This is a genomic window from Streptomyces sp. NPDC050759 (genome assembly GCF_044456945.1).
Taxonomy (GTDB): Bacteria; Actinomycetota; Actinomycetes; order Streptomycetales; family Streptomycetaceae; genus Streptomyces.
The window spans coordinates 28,961-48,435 of the sequence record NZ_JBITGI010000027.1 but is presented as its reverse complement, the minus strand read 5'-3'; the positions used below and the strand labels follow the sequence as shown (position 1 = coordinate 48,435).

General features: G+C 72.1%; 15 protein-coding genes. 10 read left to right on the top strand and 5 right to left on the bottom strand.

Translation table 11 applies throughout. The features are described from left to right. Nucleotides 1-34: 34 nt before the first annotated feature. Nucleotides 35-1,741: a serine/threonine-protein kinase gene (locus tag ACIBJB_RS44500; protein ID WP_398939917.1), complete on the bottom strand. Its 1,707-nt coding sequence runs from the start codon at nucleotides 1,739-1,741 to the stop codon at nucleotides 35-37. A 343-nt stretch (nucleotides 1,742-2,084) separates the two neighbouring features. Between ACIBJB_RS44500 and ACIBJB_RS44495 the strand changes: the two genes are divergently transcribed. From ACIBJB_RS44495 to ACIBJB_RS44475, 5 genes are all read left to right on the top strand, one after another. Next, a complete protein-coding gene (locus ACIBJB_RS44495; RefSeq protein ID WP_398939874.1) occupies nucleotides 2,085-6,206 on the top strand; it encodes an FHA domain-containing protein in 4,122 nt (1,373 codons plus the stop codon). A 189-nt stretch (nucleotides 6,207-6,395) separates the two neighbouring features. Then, nucleotides 6,396-7,790 carry an ABC transporter substrate-binding protein gene (locus ACIBJB_RS44490; protein WP_398939873.1) on the top strand — a complete coding sequence of 465 codons (1,395 nt, stop codon included), beginning with the start codon at nucleotides 6,396-6,398 and terminating at the stop codon, nucleotides 7,788-7,790. A gap of 4 nt (nucleotides 7,791-7,794) precedes the next feature. After that, nucleotides 7,795-9,138: a carbohydrate ABC transporter permease gene (locus ACIBJB_RS44485; protein ID WP_398939872.1), complete on the top strand. Its 1,344-nt coding sequence runs from the start codon at nucleotides 7,795-7,797 to the stop codon at nucleotides 9,136-9,138. Further along, entirely contained in the window at nucleotides 9,135-10,043 is a 909-nt protein-coding gene (locus tag ACIBJB_RS44480; protein ID WP_280858022.1) for a carbohydrate ABC transporter permease, read from the top strand. The genes ACIBJB_RS44485 and ACIBJB_RS44480 overlap by 4 nt, the downstream gene beginning before the upstream one ends. 141 nt (nucleotides 10,044-10,184) lie before the next feature. Continuing rightward, nucleotides 10,185-12,431 (top strand): CDP-glycerol glycerophosphotransferase family protein, encoded by a 2,247-nt coding sequence (locus ACIBJB_RS44475; protein WP_398939871.1) that lies wholly within the window; start codon nucleotides 10,185-10,187, stop codon nucleotides 12,429-12,431. 107 nt (nucleotides 12,432-12,538) lie between these two features. Here the strand turns inward: ACIBJB_RS44475 and galE are convergent, their stop codons facing one another. After that, complete coding sequence (galE, locus tag ACIBJB_RS44470; protein ID WP_398939870.1) at nucleotides 12,539-13,519, bottom strand: UDP-glucose 4-epimerase GalE; 981 nt, start codon at nucleotides 13,517-13,519, stop codon at nucleotides 12,539-12,541. Between the two features lie 86 nt (nucleotides 13,520-13,605). Next, nucleotides 13,606-14,082, bottom strand: a complete 477-nt coding sequence (locus tag ACIBJB_RS44465; RefSeq protein ID WP_398939869.1) for a MarR family winged helix-turn-helix transcriptional regulator — start codon at nucleotides 14,080-14,082, stop codon at nucleotides 13,606-13,608. Between the two features lie 118 nt (nucleotides 14,083-14,200). Here ACIBJB_RS44465 and ACIBJB_RS44460 point away from each other — a divergent pair, with 118 nt between their 5' ends. Both ACIBJB_RS44460 and ACIBJB_RS44455 read left to right on the top strand, forming a co-directional pair. Then, complete coding sequence (locus ACIBJB_RS44460; protein WP_062050787.1) at nucleotides 14,201-14,614, top strand: organic hydroperoxide resistance protein; 414 nt, start codon at nucleotides 14,201-14,203, stop codon at nucleotides 14,612-14,614. Nucleotides 14,615-14,802: 188 nt separating this feature from the next. After that, nucleotides 14,803-15,735 (top strand): ADP-ribosylglycohydrolase family protein, encoded by a 933-nt coding sequence (locus tag ACIBJB_RS44455; protein WP_398939868.1) that lies wholly within the window; start codon nucleotides 14,803-14,805, stop codon nucleotides 15,733-15,735. On the opposite strand, the gene ACIBJB_RS44450 is transcribed toward ACIBJB_RS44455, so the two are convergent. After that, nucleotides 15,725-15,994 carry a YciI family protein gene (locus ACIBJB_RS44450; RefSeq protein ID WP_398939867.1) on the bottom strand — a complete coding sequence of 90 codons (270 nt, stop codon included), beginning with the start codon at nucleotides 15,992-15,994 and terminating at the stop codon, nucleotides 15,725-15,727. The two genes, ACIBJB_RS44455 and ACIBJB_RS44450, sit on opposite strands and share 11 nt — an antisense overlap. A gap of 99 nt (nucleotides 15,995-16,093) precedes the next feature. Between ACIBJB_RS44450 and ACIBJB_RS44445 the strand changes: the two genes are divergently transcribed. Then, nucleotides 16,094-16,798, top strand: a complete 705-nt coding sequence (locus ACIBJB_RS44445; protein ID WP_398939866.1) for a Crp/Fnr family transcriptional regulator — start codon at nucleotides 16,094-16,096, stop codon at nucleotides 16,796-16,798. 7 nt (nucleotides 16,799-16,805) lie between these two features. Here the strand turns inward: ACIBJB_RS44445 and ACIBJB_RS44440 are convergent, their stop codons facing one another. Next, nucleotides 16,806-17,444, bottom strand: coding sequence for a TetR/AcrR family transcriptional regulator (locus ACIBJB_RS44440; protein WP_328638989.1), 639 nt, complete (start codon nucleotides 17,442-17,444; stop codon nucleotides 16,806-16,808). Nucleotides 17,445-17,740: 296 nt separating this feature from the next. Between ACIBJB_RS44440 and ACIBJB_RS44435 the strand changes: the two genes are divergently transcribed. Then, nucleotides 17,741-18,658 (top strand): ABC transporter permease, encoded by a 918-nt coding sequence (locus tag ACIBJB_RS44435; RefSeq protein ID WP_398939865.1) that lies wholly within the window; start codon nucleotides 17,741-17,743, stop codon nucleotides 18,656-18,658. Then, nucleotides 18,651-19,466, top strand: a complete 816-nt coding sequence (locus ACIBJB_RS44430) for an ABC transporter ATP-binding protein (protein WP_398939864.1) — start codon at nucleotides 18,651-18,653, stop codon at nucleotides 19,464-19,466. Before ACIBJB_RS44435 ends, ACIBJB_RS44430 begins: the two co-directional genes overlap by 8 nt. The last annotated feature ends 9 nt before the right edge of the window (nucleotides 19,467-19,475 follow it).

The window sequence follows — 19,475 nt, the reverse complement described above, 5'->3', positions numbered from 1 at the left end:
AAATCACCCGCTGGGTGTCGACAAATCCCCAGAGTTACTGCTGACCTGAGGAGTTTCCGCCCAGATCCCCGATCCACCCGCTCACGGTGTCGACGATGTCCCCGATCTGCTGCCAGTAGCTCTTGCCGGTGCCGATCCAGTCCTGGAGCGGGCTCAGCTCCCAGATCAGCCAGCTCGCGACGAACAGGATGACGATCGTGAACAGACAGCCCTTGAGGCAGCCCAGACCCGGGATCTTCATCGGGTTGGCGCTGCGCTGGCGCGGCTGCCGGGGTTCGCGCGCGGGGCGCTCGGGCTGCGGCGGGGGCGCGTACCGCTGCGGCTGCTGCTGCGGGGCGTACTGCTGGGGCTGGGGTTGCTGCCGGCGGCCGTGACCGCCGTCCTGCGGCGGCCGCTGCGGAGGGCGCTGCTGTCGCTGCGGCGGCTGTTGCTCCGGCCTGGCGACCTGCCGCTGCGGACGGCGGCGCAGCGGGTCCTCGTTGGGGTCGAGGTACTGGACCTGCGTCTGTTCGTTGCGGTCCCGGGCCGCGCGCAGCTGGTTCTGCCAGGGGTGCGGGTCCTCGGGCCCACCGGGCTGCTGTCCCTGCTGGCCGTACTGCCCCTGTCCCGGCCGGCCGGGCGGTACCGGCGGCATGACGGCGGTCGGATCGGCCGCGCCACGGTGCGGGAGTACGGCGGTGGGGTCGGCGGCGCCGACGGGGTTCCCGGGGCCGGTGTGCGGCAGGAAGCTGGTCGCGGCGTTCGGGTCGTAGGCACCGGCGGCGCCCGCGCCGTGCGGCAGCACCTGCGTCGGGTCGGCGGCGCCGGGCGCGTCCGGTACCGCGGCCGGGGCCGGGTCGGGCAGCAGCAGCGCGCCGACGTTGTCCGCGGCGGCGATCTGCGCGGAGTTCGCGTGCACGCCGATGCCCTCGGCGACGACCCGCAACCCGCGTGCGAGGTTCTCGGCGCTGGGACGCCGGTCCGGGTTCTTGCTCAGGCAGCGCTCTATGACCGTCCACAACGGGTCGGGGACCGTGGAGGGGCGGCGCGGTTCGGCGCTCAGGTGCTGGTGCAGGACTTCCAGGGCGGAGCCGCCGGAGAACGGCGGACGGCCGGTGACCAGCTCGTACAGCAGGATGCCGGCGCCGTAGATGTCGACCGCGGAGGTCTGCGGGCGGCCCTCGGCGGACTCGGGAGCGACGTACGCGGGCGTGCCGACGAATTCCTGCGTCCGGGTCAGGCCCGGGGAGTCCGCGAGACGCGCGATGCCGAAGTCGGTCAGGAGGGGGTGCATCTGGCCGCCGTACTGCCGCAGCAGCACGTTGGCGGGCTTGAGGTCGCGGTGGACCACCCCGTCGGCGTGGCTGGCGGCGAGGGCGTCGGCGATCTGGGCGGTGATCAGGGCGGCGCCGACGGGGCTGAAGGGGCCGTTCTCGCGCAGATAGCGGTGCAGGTCGGGGCCCTCGACGAGGTCCATGACCAGGGCGAGCAGATCGCCTTCGACGACCAGGTCACGCACCCGCACGATGTTCGGGTGGGTCAGCCGGAGCAGGACGGAGCGCTCGCGCAGAAACCGCATCACGATGTCCGGATCGCTCGCGAGCTCCTCCTTGAGGACCTTGATCGCGACGGTCTCGCCGGGCTGTCCCGGTACGGCGGCCTCGGCGCCCGCGGTCTCCCGCTGGCGGGCTCGCCACACGGTCCCCGTGGCACCGCGTCCGAGCGGCTCCTCGAGGAAGTACTTGCTGCCTACCGGCCGCACGTCATGCACTCCCTGCTGCTTGCTGTCGTTCCGACCCACTTCCGACCCACTGTAGTGCCGCTCCTCATGGCACTACGTAAGCGTTCCCAAGCGCGTTCGAAGGAAAGACGCTCCGGTCGGGTCCGCTGGTTGCCGGACGTTGGACGTGACCGATCTCAAGTGATCGTCGGCGCTGCACTGGTCAGGCACTTTTGGGGGCAGAGCTGACCAATCAAGATCACTTGCCCTCGGGCGGCGGGCGTGTTGTCAGTGGCAGGTGCGAGGATGCCTACCGTCAAGGCCGACGAACTTGGGCGCGTGCTGGTGCGCGAACTCGTCCGCGCAGAAGGGACCGCTGACGGCGATGCAGATCCGGCTGACCGTCGTAGACCCGCTGGGTCCGCCCGACCGCGCCCGGGGCCGCGCCACGAGCTGTGACGTGCTGGTCACGGCGCCCGTCGGCACAGCGCTGGCCGCGGTGGCGACGGCACTCGCCTCGGCGGTCCCGGCGGACGGGGGCACCTCCCGCGCGGGCGAAGCCGAGCGCGGGGGCGGCCCGGTCGTGCTGTACGCGGACGGGGAGCGGCTCGACACCCAGCGAGCCACCCTGGGCGAGCCACCGCTGATCGACGGCGCCGTGCTGTCCCTGGGCGCCCCGGCGGCCCCCGAGCCGCACCCCGAGCTCGACGACGCCCCCACCCAGCTCCACGTGGTCGCCGGCCCCGACGCCGGCGGCGTCCATCTGCTGCACGGCGGCCAGATCCACATCGGCCGCTCCGCCGACGCCGACGTCCCGCTGGACGACCCGGACGTCTCCCGCCTGCACTGCGCGGTCACGGTCGCCGCCGACGGCCGCGTCTCGGTGGCCGACCTCGACTCCACGAACGGCACGACCCTGGACGGCACCCGCGTGGGCACCCGCCCGGTCCGGTTCCCTCCGGGGGCACTGCTGAGGATCGGCGAGTCGGTGCTGCGCCTGTCACCGAGCGGGGGGCGACGGCTCGGGACGGAACCTGACGGCGAGGGCCACGTGCGGGTGACCTCCGTCGAGGGCGGGCCCGTGGCGGGCGACCAGCAGGGGCCGGGGGGCTCGGATGCCGCCACCCGGTCCGGCCGGACCGGCCGAGCCGGGTACGCGCCGGGCGGGAACGGGCAGGGGTCGGAAGCGGCCGGCGGGCCGGGCAACGGTGGTCAGGGGCCGAGCGCGACCGGGGCCCGCCGGGGCTCGGAGACCACCTCGGGGTCCGGCTCGGCCGGGTACCCGTCGTCGGATGCGGTCCAGGGGCGTGGAGTGGCAGGAACCCGCGAGGACGGCGGAAGTGCCTCCGGCTCGGCCCCCGGACAGGCCCAGCCCCTGCCACGCGCGCGCGGCAGGGTGTCGGAAAGGGCCGGGGCCGACAGGTCCGCGCCGTCCTCGGACGCGGGGCCGGCCGAGGGCTCGGCACGCACGCGTGAAGGCAGTGGCAGTGGCAGTGGCAGTGGCGACACCTCACCCCGGTCGCCCACCGACCGGACCCATCACACCTACGGCTCGGCGGGCTGGGGCGCCTCGGGCGGAGGCCCCGAGGGCACGGGAGGACAGGGCCACGGCCCCGCAGAGCCGCGGGCCGTCGTGCCGGAGCAGGGCGGTGCGCCCCGGATCGAGCGCCGGGACGAACCCGACGGCGGGCGCCCCGACACCGACGACAACCCCCGGAGCGCCGCCGGAGCGGTCTCCGACGACCCGGGCCACGGGCACGGCAGGGGCCCCGGCGGGGACACCCACGGCGGCCGGTCCGGGGTCGGCTCCTTCGAAGTGACGCGCACCACCGCAGTCCTCCCGCCTCCCGCAACCGGCCAGGACCTGCCCTCGGCTCCCGACGCCCCCGCGACCGGCCGCCGCAAGGGCACCCCCCTGCGCGGAACCGACGTACCGCACGGCGTGCGGCGCCGTGGTGGGCTGTCCGCGTGGGCCCGGCGGCTGACCGGAGGGCGGAGCGAGCAGGAGACGCCCGGGCGGGACGAGGCGTACGACGAGGAGAGCGCGCCCGTCACCGCGGTTCCATCGCCCGCCGCCACCCAGGCGCCCGAGGCCTGGCCCGACCCGGCGGCCCTGCTGCTGACGGCGCTGGGTCCCGGCGCGCGGCTGTGGGAGCGCGGGCCCGGGCATCCGGAGGCGCTCACCGTGCGGCTGGGCACCGCCGACCGTGCGGCGCCCGACGGCTCGGGGCTGCTGCCGGCCGTTCCGGTCACCGCGGATCTGCGCGAGGTCGGTGCACTGGGCCTCGCCGGTCCGCGCGCGCGGCTCGCCGGGCTGGCCCGCGCGGTGGTGGCCCAGCTGGCCGCCCTGCACGCGCCCGAGACCCTGGAGATCGTCCTGATCAGCGCGGACCGCTCCCGGCCCGCGCGAGAGCGCACCACCGAGTGGTCCTGGCTCGGCTGGCTCCCCCATGTCCGCCCGGGTCACGGCCAGGACTGCCGCCTCCTGCTCGCCCATGACCGCGAGCAGGCAGCGGCCCGCACCGACGAACTTCTGCGGCGCCTGGACGACCACCTGTCCGACGCGCAGGCCGCACCGGCCCGCAGGACGATCCCGGCGGCCCGCTCCGCCGCCCCGCCGGACCGCCTCCGCACCACCGCCCGACGGCCCTCCTGGGCGCGCGAGGACGCGGAGGACGAGACGAGCGGCGGTTTCCCGGGGCCGTACACCGTGGTCGTGGTGGACGGCGATCCCGGCGGCGCCGACCTGCGCAAGGCCGTGGCGCGGCTGGCTGCGGAGGGCCCCCTGGCCGGCATCCACGTCGTGTGCCTGGCCGAGACGGCCCCGGCCTCCCCGGCGTCCCCGGTGACGGACACCTACGAGGCGGCGTGCGCGGTGGCCCCGACGTTCCGCGAGTGCGGCGCGGTCGGCCTGCTCAGCGGGGACGTGGCGACGGCACTGCGGCTGACGCGGGTGGCGCGGGCGGGGGTTCCCGCGCGGGCGGGCATCGAGACCGACGGCCCCGGTGCGGCACCGTCCGGCGACCGCCCCGAGCCCGGACGCCCGGCCACCGGCACCTCCCACCCCGGAACCACCACGTCCCCGGCCGACGCACGCCAGGCGGACATCTCCCGCACCGGCACCAAGGCCCACCCCACCGGCACGCGCGCCGACGCTCGCACCGGCGCCGACGCCGACACCCTCCACCTGACCGCCGACCCCACCCCCGCCCCCGTCGGCCACGGCACCGTCGCCGCCGTGGACGCCGTCTCCGCGGCCTGGGCCGAGCGGTTCGCGCGCGCACTGGCGCCCTTGCGTACGGACGGCACCGCCGGTGGGGGGCACGCGCGCGTGTCCTCGCCGTTGCCCCAGGCGGCGCGGCTGCTGGACGAGCTGGGGCTGGCCCGGGCCACCCCGCCGTCGCTGATGACCCGCTGGGCGGACGCGGCCGACGACCCGGAGTCACTCGGCGGCCGGGCGTGGGCGGTGCTGGGGGCCGGACCGCGCGGCCCGGTCTGCGCCGACCTCGTGGCCGAGGGCCCGCACCTGCTGATCGAGGGCCCCGCGGGCAGCGGCCGTACGGAACTGCTGCGGGCGGTCGTCGCCTCACTGGCCGCGGCCGAGCGCCCCGACCGGCTGAGCATCGTCCTGATGGACGGCCGGGACAGCGTGAGCGCCGGGGGCGGCGGTCACGGCGAGGGCCTGCGGGTGTGCACGGACGTGCCGCATGTGACCACCCACCTCACCGCCAACGACCCGGTCCGCATGCGGGAGTTCGCCCAGTCCCTGAGCGCCGAGCTGAAGCGGCGCGCGGAGCTGCTCGGCCGCTCCGACTTCGCGGAGTGGCACACCGGCCGGGAGCTGTCGGGCCGTATGGTCGCCCAGCGCGCGGCGCATCCGCGGGGCACGACAGGCACCCCCGGCGACCCGGCCGCCGGCGACCTGGACTCCCCGCCCAGCTCCACGATCCGGCTGCGTCCGGCGGCGGCCCGCCGACAGACGGAGACGGCACCCCCGCTCCCCCGTCTGGTCGTGATCGTGGACGACCTGGACGCGCTGGTCTCCCCGCCCCTGGGCTCCCCCGGCAGGCCGGCCGCCGGCTCCGTCATACGCGCGCTGGAGGCGGTGTCCCGCGAGGGCGAGCGCCTGGGCGTCCACCTGGTGGCCGCGACCGGCCCGGGCGGCCGTACGGCGGAGTCCGAAGCGGCCCGCCGGGCCACCCTCCGCGTCACCCTGGACACCCCGGCCACCGGGCCGGACGAACCGGCTCCCGGCCGCGGCCGGCTCACCTGGTCCGACGGCCGGGTCACGGCCTTCCAGGCCGGCCGGGTCACCGGCCGCATCCCCCGGACGGCCACCCTCCGCCCCACGGTCGTCCCCCTGGAATGGGAACGCATGGGCGACCCACCGGCCCGCCGCCCGGTCCGGGAACTGGGCAACGGCCCGACGGATCTCGCCCTGCTGGCAAGTGCATTGGAACGGGCGGCGAGGGAAGTCGCAGCAGCAGAGGTCCCGTCGCTGCTCTAAGACGTGAAGGGATCCGGGGGCACCGCCCCCCACTGACGCGTGCCGCAACGCACCGGCACTGGTCACGACGGCATCACGATCTTCCGGTTGACAGCGGACGCCCACTTGCCGACCTCGTTCCCCCGGCGTAGACCAGTTCGCACGGGACAGCCCTCGAACGTTCGACGAGGAACGAAGAACGGGGTCGTGATGCGTAGCACGAGCAGCACCAACCGGAAGCCCAGGTCAGCGAACAGGGCTTCCGCGAAAACGGCGGCCGCCGCCCTCGCGGCAGCCCTCGCCCTGTCGCTCGCCGCATGCGGCGGAGACGACGACAAGAGCAGTGACACGGGCGCGACAGGCGGCAAGGAGACCGGCACCAGCCTCACCCTGCCCAAGCTGAACGGTCAGAACCTCCAGGTCGCCGCCGTATGGAGCGGCGAGGAGCAGGCCAACTTCAAGAAGGTCCTCGCGGAGTTCGAGAAGCGCACCGGCGCGAAGGTCTCGTTCGTGCCCGCGCAGGACCCGATCATCAACTTCCTCGGCTCGAAGGTCGCGGGCGGCCAGCCGCCGGACATCGCGATGCTCCCGCAGCCGGGTGCCATCAAGCAGGCCGTGGACAAGAAGTGGGCCAAGCCCCTCGGCACCGAGGCCAAGGCCGAGCTCGCCAAGAACTACTCGCAGGGCTGGCAGGACATCGGCAAGATCGGCGACACCCAGTACGGCGTCTACTACAAGGCCGCCAACAAATCCCTGATCTGGTACAACGCCAAGGTCTTCGAGAACGCGGGCGCCACCGAGCCGAAGACCTGGGACGAACTGCTCACCACCGCCCAGACGGTCTACGACTCGGGTGTGACCCCGTTCTCCGTCGGCGGCGCCGAGGGCTGGACCCTGACGGACTGGTTCGAGAACATCTATCTCTCCCAGGCGGGCCCGGAGAAGTACGACCAGCTGGCCAAGCACGAGATCAAGTGGACGGACCCGTCCGTGAAGGACGCGCTGACCACGCTGGCCCAGGTGTGGGGCAAGAAGGACTATGTCGCGGGCGGCGCGAAGGGCGCGCTGCAGACGGACTTCCCGGCCTCGGTGACGCAGACCTTCACCGGCGGCGACCAGCCCAAGGCGGCGATGGTCTACGAGGGCGACTTCGCGCAGGTCAACATCCAGACGGCCAAGGCGAAGGTCGGCACGGACGCGAAGGTGTTCCCGTTCCCGAAGGTCGGCGACACCGCCCCCGTGGTCTCCGGTGGCGACGCCGCCGTGATCCTGAAGGACTCCAAGGCGGCGCAGGCGCTGGCGACCTTCCTGGCCTCGCCCGACGCGGCGACGATCCAGGCCAAGTTGGGCGGCTATCTCTCGCCGAACAAGAGCGTGGACATCTCCTCGTATCCGAACCCGGTGCAGCAGAAGATCGCCAAGGCGCTGATCGAATCGGGTGACGACTTCCGCTTCGACATGTCCGACCAGGCCCCGCAGGCCTTCGGCGGCACCCCCGGCAAGGGCGAGTGGAAGGCGCTCCAGGACTTCCTGACGAACCCGAAGGACGTCGCGGGCACCCAGGCGAAGCTGGAGGCCGCAGCGGCGGCCGCCTACGGGAACTGACGCGATGACCTCGGCCACCGAGGCAGGGGCCCCTCCGGCCCCTGCCTCCCCCAAGTCGCGCAAGAGCGTGACCGGCACGCGCAGGACCGTGGCAGTGCTGTTCCTGCTGCCCGCTCTCGTGCTGCTGGGCGCGCTCGTGGTCTACCCGATCGGGTACTCGCTCGTCCGCAGCTTCTACGACCAGTCCGGTGACGGTTTCGCCGGAATCGACAACTACAAGGCGCTGTTCACCGACGACGGCATCCGCACGGCCCTGAAGAACAACATCATCTGGGTGGTGTTCGCGCCGACGATCTCCACCGCGCTCGGTCTGATCTTCGCGGTGCTGACCGAACGGGTGAGCTGGGGAACGGCGTTCAAGCTGGTCGTCTTCATGCCGATGGCGATCTCGATGCTGGCGGCGGGCATCATCTTCCGGCTCGTCTACGACCAGGACCCGGACAAGGGGTTCGCGAACGCGGTGTGGGTGGGCGTGCACGACACGTTCGCGCAGTCCTCGGCGTTCCCCAAGGCCCACCCGGGCCGGAACTCGCCGCTGGTGGCTCAGGGGGGCGGTTTCATCACCAAGACGACCGTCCACACCGGGGGCACCATCACCCTGCCCCTGGTCGGTGTCGCCCCGGACCAGATGCCCGGCGACGCGAAGAAGGCCGTGGCACCCCAGGCCGACCCGGGCCGGATCACCGGGACGACCTGGCAGGACTTCACCCGTGGCAAGGGCGTCGGCAAGCTCGGCGGGGTGGACCCGACCGAACTCGGCTATCCCGGCATGAAGATCGAGGCGGTCAAGGACGGCAAGGTCGTCGAGACGGCGAAGGCCGGGGACGACGGCACGTTCTCCTTCTCGGAGAAGGCCGACGGGGCCCAACTGCGGCTTCCGGCGAGCAACTTCAAGGAGGCCTACAACGGGATCGACTGGCTCGGCCCGTCGCTGGTGACGCCGGCGATCATCGGGTCGTACATCTGGATGTGGGCCGGTTTCGCGATGGTGCTGATCGCGGCCGGGCTCGCGGGCATCCCCCGCGAACTCCTGGAGGCCGCCCGGGTCGACGGCGCGAGCGAGTGGCAGGTCTTCCGCAGGGTCACGGTCCCCCTGCTGGCACCCGTGCTCGCGGTCGTCACCGTGACCCTGATGATCAACGTCCTGAAGATCTTCGACCTGGTCTTCATCATCCCTCCGGGCTCCTCGCAGGACGACGCGAACGTCCTCGCGCTTGAGCTGTACCGCAAGGGCTTCGCCGAGGACCAGCCGGGTATCGCGAGCGCCATCTCGGTGTTCCTGCTGCTGCTGGTGATCCCGGTGATGTGGTTCAACATTCGTCGGCTCAGGCGGGAGGTACGGCGATGACCACTCAGGCCGAAAGGCTTCCCGAGACGGCGGCGGCCGACGGGGTGAAGGCGAAGCAGTCGCTCGGCTCACGGCTCGTCGAACGCGTCAGCGGCGGCCTGATCAGCGTCGTCCTCGTCCTCGTCGGCCTGTTCTGGCTGGTGCCGACGATCGGGCTGCTGATCTCCTCGCTGCGCACCCCGGAGGACCTCGCCGCGACGGGCTGGTGGAAGGTCTTCACCGAGCCGTCCCAGATGACCTTCGACAGCTACGACAAGCTGCTCCACAACAGCGACATCACCGGCTCGATCGTCAACACCGTACTGATCACGGTCCCGGCGACGGTCCTGGTGATCGTCATCGGCGCGCTCGCGGGCTACGCGTTCGCGTGGATGGAATTCCCGGGCCGCGACTGGTGGTTCATGGGCGTGGTCGGTCTGCTGGTGGTGCCGGTGCAGGTGGCGCTGATCCCGATCGCCGAACTCTTCGGCAAGCTGGGCCTGTTCGGCAACATCTTCGGGGTGATCCTCTTCCACACGGGCTTCGGTCTGCCCTTCGCGGTGTTCCTGCTGCGGAACTTCTTCGCGGAGATCCCCCGCGAACTCCTGGAGGCGGCACGGCTCGACGGCGCGGGTGAACTGCGCCTGTTCGCCAGGGTGGTGCTGCCGCTCGGCGCGCCAGCGATCGCGAGCCTGGGCATCTTCCAGTTCCTGTGGGTGTGGAACGACATGCTGATCGCCCTGGTGTTCACGGACGCCGACAGCCAGCCGATCACGGTCGCCCTGCAGACCCAGATGCGCGCCTTCGCCGACAACGTCGACGTCCTGGCACCGGGCGCGTTCATCTCCATGGTGATCCCGCTGCTCGTGTTCTTCGCGTTCCAGCGGCAGTTCGTGTCCGGCGTGATGGCGGGCGCGGTCAAGTAGCCCGCACGACAGCCGACTTGAAGGGGCGGACCGATACCGGTCCGCCCCTTCACGTTCGCCCGAATGCCGTACAGACCGTAACCAAGCTCCTCCTTGGGGCGTTCCCGGGCAGAACTTCCGCGCCGAACCCATGGAGGTGCCGTGCCCAGGTTCAGTGTCATCGTCCCCGCGTACAAGGTTCAGGCGTATCTGCCCGCATGCCTGGAATCGGTGCTGTCACAGTCGTACGAGGATCTGGAACTGATCGTGGTCGACGACCTCTCGCCGGACGCGTGCGGCGAGATCGCCGACGAGTTCGCGGCCCGCGATCCACGCGTCCGGGCGGTCCACCTGGCGCGGAACAAGGGGCTCGGTCCCGCCCGCAACGCGGGGATCGCGGAGGCGACGGGCGACTACCTGGTCCTCCTCGACGGCGACGACACCCTCACCCCGCACGCACTGCGGGCGATCGCCGACCGGCTGAAGGAGACCGGCGAACCGGACGTCCTGCTCTACGACCACGCGCTCGCCCCCTGGTCGGGCGAGACCGTCCGCAACGCCTCCATGGGGCAGCTCACCGAGCAGGGCCCGGCCCCCTTCCTCCTGGAGGGCCGGCCGGGGCTGCTGCGGGCACCGACGGCGGCCTGGAACAAGGCATACCGCAGGGAGTTCGTGGACAGCGGGGGCTTCGCCTTCCCGTCCGGCCACCACGCGGACACGCCCTGGACCTACCCGGTCCTGATGACCGCCGAGTCGATCGCCACCCTGGACCGGGTCTGCGTCCACCACCGGCAGCGCCGGCGGAGCCGGGCCCTCGAAACGACCGGCCACTTCGACATCTTCGACCAGTACGACAGGGTCTTCGCCCACATCGACTCGCGCCCCGAACTCGCGCGGTGGCGGTCGGTGTTGTTCCGCCGCATGGTGGACGAGCTCTGGGCGGTGTTCGCCGACCGGGACCGTCTCCCGCGCGGCAGCCGCGCCGAGTTCCTGCGCCGGGCCCGCGACCACTACCGCGCCCACCGCATCCCCGGCCACCCGGTCCCGGTGCGCTCCTGGCCGCGCCACAAGGTGATCCGCCTGGGCCTGTACCGCACCTGCCGGGTCGTGGAACTGGCCCGGCGGCTCGGGCGGCTGGCCACCGGGCCGGTCGTCCGCCTCGCCAGGGCCCTGCGCGCGGCGGCCCTCCGGCTCCACTACCGCGTCCAGCTGTGCCTCCCCGTGCGCGAGGACCGGGCCGTCTTCGCCGCGTACGGGGGGCGCGGCCACGGCTGCAACCCGGGCGCGCTGGAGGAGGCGTTCCGCACCTTCGCCCCGCACCTCCGCACCGCGTGGATCGCCCGTCCCGAGCACCACCACACGATCCCGACCGCGACGCTCAGGCTGCGCCCCGGCACGGCCGCCTACTGGACGGCGCTCGCCCGCTCCAAGTACCTGGTGAACAACACCGACTTCGACCGCCGTCTGGTCAAGCGCCCGGGCCAGGTCCTCGTCCAGACCCAACACGGCACGCCTCTCAAGCACATGGGGCTGGACCTCCAGGAACGCCCGGCGGCCGCAAGGGACTTGGACTTCGACGAGATGCTGCGCGGTGTCGACCAGTGGGACCACCTCCTGTCCCCCAACCGCCACACCACCCTGACCTGGGAACGCGTCTACCCCGGCGGCTACACCGTGCTCCCCTACGGCTATCCCCGCAACGACGTGTTCCAGCGGGCGACTTCGGCGGACGTACGGCGGCTGCGCGAGTCCCTCGGCGTTCCCGAGGGGTCGGTCGCGATCCTGTACGCGCCGACCCACCGCGACTACCGCCGCACCCAGCGCACCACCCTCGACCTGGACCGCCTCCTGCGCCGGCTGGGCCCCCGCTTCGTCGTGCTGGCCCGCGCCCACCACCGCCACGGCGGCCCGCTCGTCTCCCCCGCGACCGGCCGGGTCATCGACGTCAGCGACCACCCGAGCGTCGAGTCCCTGTGTCTGGCCTCGGACGCCCTGGTCACCGACTACTCGTCCCTGATGTTCGACTACGCCAATCTCGACCGCCCGATCGTGATCCACGCCGACGACCACGAGGCGTACGAGGCGGCCCGCGGCACCTACTTCGACCTGCGGTCCTTCGCGCCGGGCGCGGTCGCGCGCAGCGAGGACGAACTGACCGACATCTTCGCCAGCGGCCACTGGCGCGGCTCCCGCTCCACCCAGCTGCGCTCGGCGTTCCGAGCGCGCTTCTGCCCGTACGACGACGGCCGCGCCGCCGAGCGGGTCGTACGCCATGTCGTCCTGGGCGAGACCGAGTTGCCACCAGTGATCCCGCTCGCCGAGCGCCACCCGGTGCCGTCTGCGGCGGCGGCGCTCGACCGCTTCCCGTTGGCCACCGTGCCCCTTCCCGCGACCACCGAGACCCACTAGAAGGGGTCCCCATGCCGTCCAGCCCGTCCCGTCCCACACCGACCCGTCCGTCCACCTGGCGCCCGGTGGGACGACCGGGGCGCCGGCTCCGTTCCTGAGCGCCCGCCCTAGCCCCGGGCCGCCTCCGGATGCAGCCGTACCCAGCCCTCCCAGGCCGACGTGATCATGTCCTGGACGTCGTGTTTGGCCTTCCAGCCGAGTTCGGTGGCTGCCAGGTCGGCCGAGGCGATGACGCGGGCCGGGTCTCCGGGACGGCGGGGAGTGACCGTCGGGGGACGGTCGTAGCCGGTGAGGGCGTTGATGTGGTCGATCATCTCGCGGACGGAGACGCCCTCGCCGCGGCCGATGTTGACGGTGAGGTCGCGGCCGGGGGATGACTGCAGGGCGCGGGCGGCGGCCACATGGGCCTCGGCCAGGTCGGCGACGTGGATGTAGTCGCGGACGCAGGTGCCGTCGGGGGTGTCGTAGTCGTCGCCGAAGATGCGCGGGGCCGCGTGGGCCGTGAGCTTCTCGAAGACCATCGGGACGATGTTGAAGACGCCCGTGTCGGCCAGCTCGGGGCTCGCCGCTCCCGCCACGTTGAAGTAGCGGAGGCAGGCCGTGGAGAGGCCTGTCGCGCGGCCGGTCGCGCGGACCAGCCACTCACCGGCCAGCTTGGTCTCACCGTACGGGGACATCGGCGCGCACGGGGTCTCCTCCGTCACCAGGGGGACGTCCGGCATGCCGTACACCGCCGCGGAGGACGAGAACACGAAGGAGAAGACCCCGGCCGCCGTCACCGCCTCCAGGAGGACGCGCAGGCCCTCGACGTTCTCCCGGTAGTAGTGCAGCGGCAGCTCCACCGACTCTCCGACCTGCTTCTTCGCCGCTAGGTGGACGACGCCGGTGACCTCGTGGTCGGCCAGGGTGTGCGCGATCCGCTCGGCGTCCAGCGTGGAGCCCACCACCAGCGGCACGTCGGCCGGCACGCGCTCGGCGATGCCGGTGGACAGGTCGTCGTACACGACCGCCTGTTCGCCCGCCTCGGTCATCGCCCTCACGACGTGCGCCCCGATGTAACCGGCGCCACCGGTGATCAGCCAGGTCATGTACGGCCGTCCCCTCTTCGGTTGACCCGTGTCCACGTATCAGTGAACCAGGCGGTCGGGCTGAATCTCGGTAGGTGTCAGTCCGGTCAGGCCTCGTTCGGCAGTTCCGCGTGCACCGCCGCGTCCAGGGCCGAGGTGAGCTGGTCCAGGCGGGCCCGCAGGTCGCGGATCTCGTCCATGTCGAAGCTGGTCGCGGAGGCGATCCTGCGCGGTACCTGCACCGCGCGCTCGCGCAGGGCGACGCCTTCCTCGGTGAGCCGTACGTCCACCGAGCGCTCGTCGCGGGCACTGCGCTCGCGCCGGACCAGGCCGGCCGTCTCCAGTCGCTTGAGGAGCGGGGACAGGGTGCCCGAGTCGAGCCGCAGGTGCTCGCCGAGCTTCTTGACGGGCAGGTCGCCGTGCTCCCACAGCACCAGCATCACCAGGTACTGCGGGTAGGTGATCCCCAGATCCTTGAGGATCACGCGGTAGACGCTGCCGAAGGCGCGCGAGGCCGCGTTCAGGGAGAAGCAGATCTGCTGGTCGAGGCGGAGCCAGTCGGTGGCGGTCGGTGGCGTGGTCATGGCTCCAGGATAGCTCTTGCGGGCCATTTAGTTGTGTGCAATTGAATTGTGTGCTCTACTTGTAACCGTGAGGCGGCCGCGGAGCCGCCGGAACAGACTTCGAGAGGGATGGTCTTTCATGGACGCGCTCTACACCGCTGTCGCCACCGCCACCCACGGCCGCGACGGCCGGGCCTACACGAACGACGGCAAGATCGACGTCGCGCTGGCCCCGCCGGTGGAGCTGGGCGGCAACGGACAGGGCACCAACCCGGAGCAGCTGTTCGCCGCCGGTTACGCCGCCTGCTTCGGCAGCGCCCTCGGTGTCGTCGGCCGCCAGGCCAAGGTGGACGTCAGCGACGCCGCCGTCACCGCCGAGGTCGGCATAGGCAAGCAGGGCGAGGGCTTCGGCCTCAAGGTCGCCCTCCGTGTCGAGCTGCCCGACTCCGTGGACGCGGAGACCGGCCGCAAGCTCGTCGAGCAGGCCCACCAGGTCTGCCCCTACTCCAACGCCACGCGCGGCAACATCGAGGTCGACCTCGTCATCGAGTAGGTCCAGGAACCCAACCCGACCTCCGGAACCGCGGTACGGACCGTAACGGCCGTGTGCGGCACCGGGGGTCGCACGAGGGCTTGCCTGCGCGGACGGCCCACCCTCGGGGCCGACCCGCGCGGGGGTGCGTTGCAGACCGGGGCCGACCCGCGCGGAAGGCCGTAACCGCTCGGGACTAGCCTGCGTGGATGGTCGTTCGCACAGAGCGCGCCCTGGGCGCCGTCATCGGCTCGGCCGTGGGGGACGCGCTGGGCGCCCCCTTCGAGTTCGGGCCGGAGGGTGCCTTCTCCGACCGCTTTCCGGAGCCGGGGCACGGCAGCGAGATGTGCGGAGGCGGCGGCTGGGACCCGGGCGAGGCGACCGACGACACACAGATGGCGGTCCTGGTCGCCGAGTCCCTGGTGGAGTGCGACGGGCTCGAACTCCCGGACATCTTTCGGCGGTTCCAGCGGTGGGCGGCGGCGGAGCCGAAGGACATCGGCCTCCAGACCGAGGCCGTGCTGAGCAGCGGCGACCCTTGGGACACCGCCGCCGCACTCCACTTCCAGGTGAACCAGCGAGCCGCAGGCAACGGAGCGCTGATGCGAGCGGCCCCGTCCGCCGTGCACTTCGCCCCCCACGGCCGCGAGGCCACCATGGACGCCGCCCGCCGGCTGGCCGCCCTCACCCACGGCGACCGGGCGGCCTGGGAGGGCACGGCCGTCTTCCACGAGCTGATACGGGTGGCCCTCGCCGGTGACGACCCGCTGGACGCCGTGGAGGCCACCCTCGACGCGGTCCACCCGGAGCACCGCCCGCGCTACGCCACCGTCCTGGCCACCGACTGGCATCCGGACCTGGCCACGGAGTTCAACGGCGCCGTATGGCCCTGCCTGGGCTCCGCGGTCTGGGCCCTGCGCACGACGACCTCGTACGAGACGGCCGTACGCGCCGCGATCGACCTGGGCGGCGACACGGACACGGTGGCAGCGGTGACGGGCGCCCTGGCCGGAGCGGTGTACGGCCTCGCAGACGTCCCGGAGCGCTGGACAGCACCCCTGCACGTACCCCTGCCGGGTTTCGCCGACCGGGTACTGAGAACGTCCGACTTGGCGAACCTCACCCATCGCCTCATCGGCTGACACCGAGTATCGGCGCCCACTCCCGAATGGCGCGCACCTCGACTCCCGGTGTGCGCCGGTAGTACGGGTCCGCCTCCAGAATCTCCTGCAGCTCCGCCCGCTCCACCGCGAACAGCAGCATCGCCCCCTGGTCGTCCTGCCACGGCCCCGCCGCGAACAGCTTCCCCTCGGCATGCAGGCGGCCGAGCGTCTCGCGGTGAGCGGGTCGGGCGGCAAGGCGTTCGGGCGCGGGCGTGAAGGCGAGTTCCACGACAAGCACAAGGTCCCCTTTCCAGGGCAACAGGCCGACGCGACCGACGTTAGGCTCAGCCCCCCGCACAGGTCTGTATCAGCCGATACAGCGAGGAGAGGAGCCGTCATGTCCGCGCCCGACTGGCGGCGCCTGCGGGGCGTCCCGCTGTTCGCCACGCTCCCCGAAGCCGACCTGCGCCGCCTGTGGGAGTCCTCGGTCCCCCGCCGCTACGCCCCCGGCGAGATCCTGCGCAGCCAAGGCACCCCCGCCGACCATCTGCTCGTCCTGCTCGACGGCACCGCGTCCGCGTCCGCCACGACCACCGCCGGACGCGTCATACGGTTCGGAACGTGGTCCGGCCCCTGCGCCCTCGACAAAGTCGCGCTGCTCGACGGAGCCGGCCACACGGCCACCTTCACCGCGCTCACCCCATGCGCCGTACGGGCCGTCCCACGCGGCCGCTTCACCACCCTGCTCGACGACTCCGCGACCGTGCGCGCCCACGTCTTCCGGCTCCTCGCCGCCCAGGCCCGCGCCCAGCAGGAACGACTCACCGACACGGCCACCCTCCCCTGCGAGGCCCGCCTCGCGGCCTGGCTGCTGGACGAGCTCGGCCGGGACGGAACCGACGGCCACGTCCCCCTCCCCGGCGGTCAGCGCGAACTCGCCGACCTGCTGGGAGTCACCCGCGTCACGGTCAACCGTGCGCTGTCCCGGCTCCGGCGGGACGGAATCGTCGGCCCCACGGAGAACGGCGGCGGCCGGATCCGGGTGCTCGCCCCGGAACTCCTCGCCCTGCGTGCGGCGCGGCATACCGGCCACAGTCGCTGAGGCAGGCTCAGAGCGCCTTCAGCGCCTCCGTGGTCGCGCGCGCGAGTGCCGCGAGATATCCCTTCGGCAGCTTCGGGCTGCGGATCACCACGGAGCGCCAGTACAGGGGGCCGGAGATCAGATCGAGGGCCAGCTCGTCGTTGAAGCCCGTGCGGAGCTCCCCGCGCTGCTCCGCCGCCGTGATGATCTTGCTGGCGACGCCCTCCTGACCCTTCTGCAGCGCGTTCTGCAGGGCCTCGGCGATCTCGGGATTGCGGGCCGCCTCGGCCTGCAGGTCCGGGATGATCTGCGAGGCCACCGGGTGGCGCAGCGCCCGGGACGTCACCTCGTACAGCATCCGCAGGTCGTCCTCGAGCGAGCCCGTGTCCGGCACCGGCAGGCCCATCACCGCGATCTCCGAGACGACGTCGAGGACCAGGTGCAGCTTGGAACGCCAGCGGCGGTAGACCGCGGTCTTGCCGACGCCCGCGCGGCGCGCGATGCCCTCGATCGACATCCGTGCGTACCCGGCGGCCGCGAGCTCCTCGAAGACGGCCGCTCGAATGGCTTCCGTCACATCCTCACGGAGGACGGCGGCTCCTGCCGGGGCACGGCGGCGCGGACGGGTCGGCGGCGCGTCGGCGTTGGTCGTCATGCGGACCAGCATAGGGCGTAGCGACGAAACGGTCCCGTCCCGACGCGCGTGCGCCGCGACGAAACGGGTGCGTCCCGACGCGGCGCGTCACGAGGGGTCGCGTCACGACGATACGGTTACGTTCCATCGTCATCCGTCGCGACGAAACGGTTGCGTTCCGACGCTCACTCGTCCTACGCTCACGTTGCGACGATACGGTCCCGTCCCGACGTAAGAGAACGTGAAGAGTCACGTAAGGAAACGTCGGATGACGGGCGGCCCCGGCCGCACGCGGCACCACCCCCACCCCCCGAGTGAAAGCAGCGGATGTGAGCCAGGTCCTCGACACACCGCCCCCGACAGCGCCTCCGACCGACGACGACCTCGCGGCCCTGGCCGCCCGGCACGGTCTCACGGTCAGCGGCGCCCGTCCCTCGCTGCCGGAGTACGTCCGCCAGTTGTGGGCGCGGCGCCACTTCATCACCGCGTTCTCGACCGCCAAGCTCACCGCGCAGTACAGCCAGGCGAAGCTGGGCCAGGTCTGGCAGGTCATGACCCCGTTGCTGAACGCGGCGGTGTACTACTTCATCTTCGGCGTGCTGCTGGGCACCAAGAGGAACGTGCCGGACTACGTCCCGTTCCTGGTCACGGGCGTGTTCATCTGGACGTTCACGCAGAGCTCGATCATGGCGGGCACCCGCGCGATCTCCGGCAACCTCGGCCTCGTGCGCGCCCTGCACTTCCCGCGGGCCGCGCTGCCGATCTCGTTCGCCCTCCAGCAGCTGCAGCAACTGCTCTTCTCGATGGCCGCCCTGGTCGTCATCCTGCTCTGCTTCGGTGTGCCCCTCGCCGCGTCCTGGCTGCTGGCGATCCCGGCGCTGGTCCTTCAGTCCACGTTCAACGCGGGCGTCTCGATGATCATGGCGCGGATGGGCGCCAAGACGCCGGACATCGCGCAGCTGATGCCGTTCGTCCTGCGCACCTGGATGTACGTCTCCGGCGTGATGTGGAGCATCGACAAGCTGGCCAAGGGCCACCACGACTGGCCGTCCTGGGTGGTCCCCGTCCTCCAGGCCAACCCGGCCGCCGTCTACATCGACCTGATGCGCTACTCCCTGATCGACAGCTTCCACGCAAGCCAGCTGCCGCACCACGTGTGGGCGCTCGCGGTGGGCTGGGCGCTGGTCGCCGGCGTCGGTGGCTTCATCTACTTCTGGAAGGCTGAGGAGACGTACGGCCGTGGCTGACATCGAGAACGACAAGATCCCCACCGTCGTCGTCGACGGCGTGGACATCGTCTACCGCGTCAACGGCACCGGCGCGGGCAGGGGCTCCGCCACCGCCGCCCTCAACCGCATGATGCGCCGGGGCCAGGTCGAGAAGGCAGCGGGCGTACGCAAGGTGCACGCCGTCAAGAACGTGTCGTTCGTCGCCTACAAGGGCGAGGCGGTCGGACTGATCGGCACCAACGGCTCCGGCAAGTCGACCCTGCTCAAGGCGGTCGCGGGTCTGCTCCCGGTGGAGAACGGCCGTATCTACACCCACGGCCAGCCCTCCCTCCTCGGCGTCAACGCGGCCCTGATGAACGACCTCACCGGCGAGCGCAACGTCTACCTCGGCGGGCTCGCGATGGGCATGTCCCGCGAGCAGGTCAGGGACCGCTACGAGGAGATCGTCGACTTCTCGGGGATCAACGAGAAGGGCGACTTCATCACCCTGCCGATGCGCACCTACTCCTCCGGCATGGCGGCCCGCCTGCGTTTCTCCATCGCCGCCGCCAAGGACCACGACGTTCTGCTCATCGACGAGGCTCTCGCCACCGGCGACCGCTCCTTCCAGAAGCGCTCCGAGGCCCGCATCCGCGAGCTGCGCGAGACCGCGGGCACGGTGTTCCTGGTCAGCCACAGCAACAAGTCGATCCGCGACACCTGCGACCGGGTGCTCTGGCTGGAGCGCGGCGAACTGCGCATGGACGGCCCGACCGACGAGGTCCTGGCGGCCTACGAGGACTTCACGGGCGGCCCCGACAAGGCGAAGACGAAGGTCGCGGCCTGAACCGGCCCT

Excerpts from the sequence above, each read along its gene's own strand:
- ACIBJB_RS44495 (WP_398939874.1), top strand. The coding sequence starts at position 2,085 with ATGCAGATCCGGCTGACCGTCGTAGACCCGCTGGGTCCGCCCGACCGC.
- ACIBJB_RS44490 (WP_398939873.1), top strand. The coding sequence starts at position 6,396 with ATGCGTAGCACGAGCAGCACCAACCGGAAGCCCAGGTCAGCGAACAGG.
- ACIBJB_RS44485 (WP_398939872.1), top strand. The coding sequence starts at position 7,795 with ATGACCTCGGCCACCGAGGCAGGGGCCCCTCCGGCCCCTGCCTCCCCC.
- ACIBJB_RS44480 (WP_280858022.1), top strand. The coding sequence starts at position 9,135 with ATGACCACTCAGGCCGAAAGGCTTCCCGAGACGGCGGCGGCCGACGGG.
- galE (WP_398939870.1), bottom strand. The coding sequence starts at position 13,519 with ATGACCTGGCTGATCACCGGTGGCGCCGGTTACATCGGGGCGCACGTC.
- ACIBJB_RS44465 (WP_398939869.1), bottom strand. The coding sequence starts at position 14,082 with ATGACCACGCCACCGACCGCCACCGACTGGCTCCGCCTCGACCAGCAG.
- ACIBJB_RS44460 (WP_062050787.1), top strand. The coding sequence starts at position 14,201 with ATGGACGCGCTCTACACCGCTGTCGCCACCGCCACCCACGGCCGCGAC.
- ACIBJB_RS44455 (WP_398939868.1), top strand. The coding sequence starts at position 14,803 with ATGGTCGTTCGCACAGAGCGCGCCCTGGGCGCCGTCATCGGCTCGGCC.
- ACIBJB_RS44445 (WP_398939866.1), top strand. The coding sequence starts at position 16,094 with ATGTCCGCGCCCGACTGGCGGCGCCTGCGGGGCGTCCCGCTGTTCGCC.
- ACIBJB_RS44440 (WP_328638989.1), bottom strand. The coding sequence starts at position 17,444 with ATGCTGGTCCGCATGACGACCAACGCCGACGCGCCGCCGACCCGTCCG.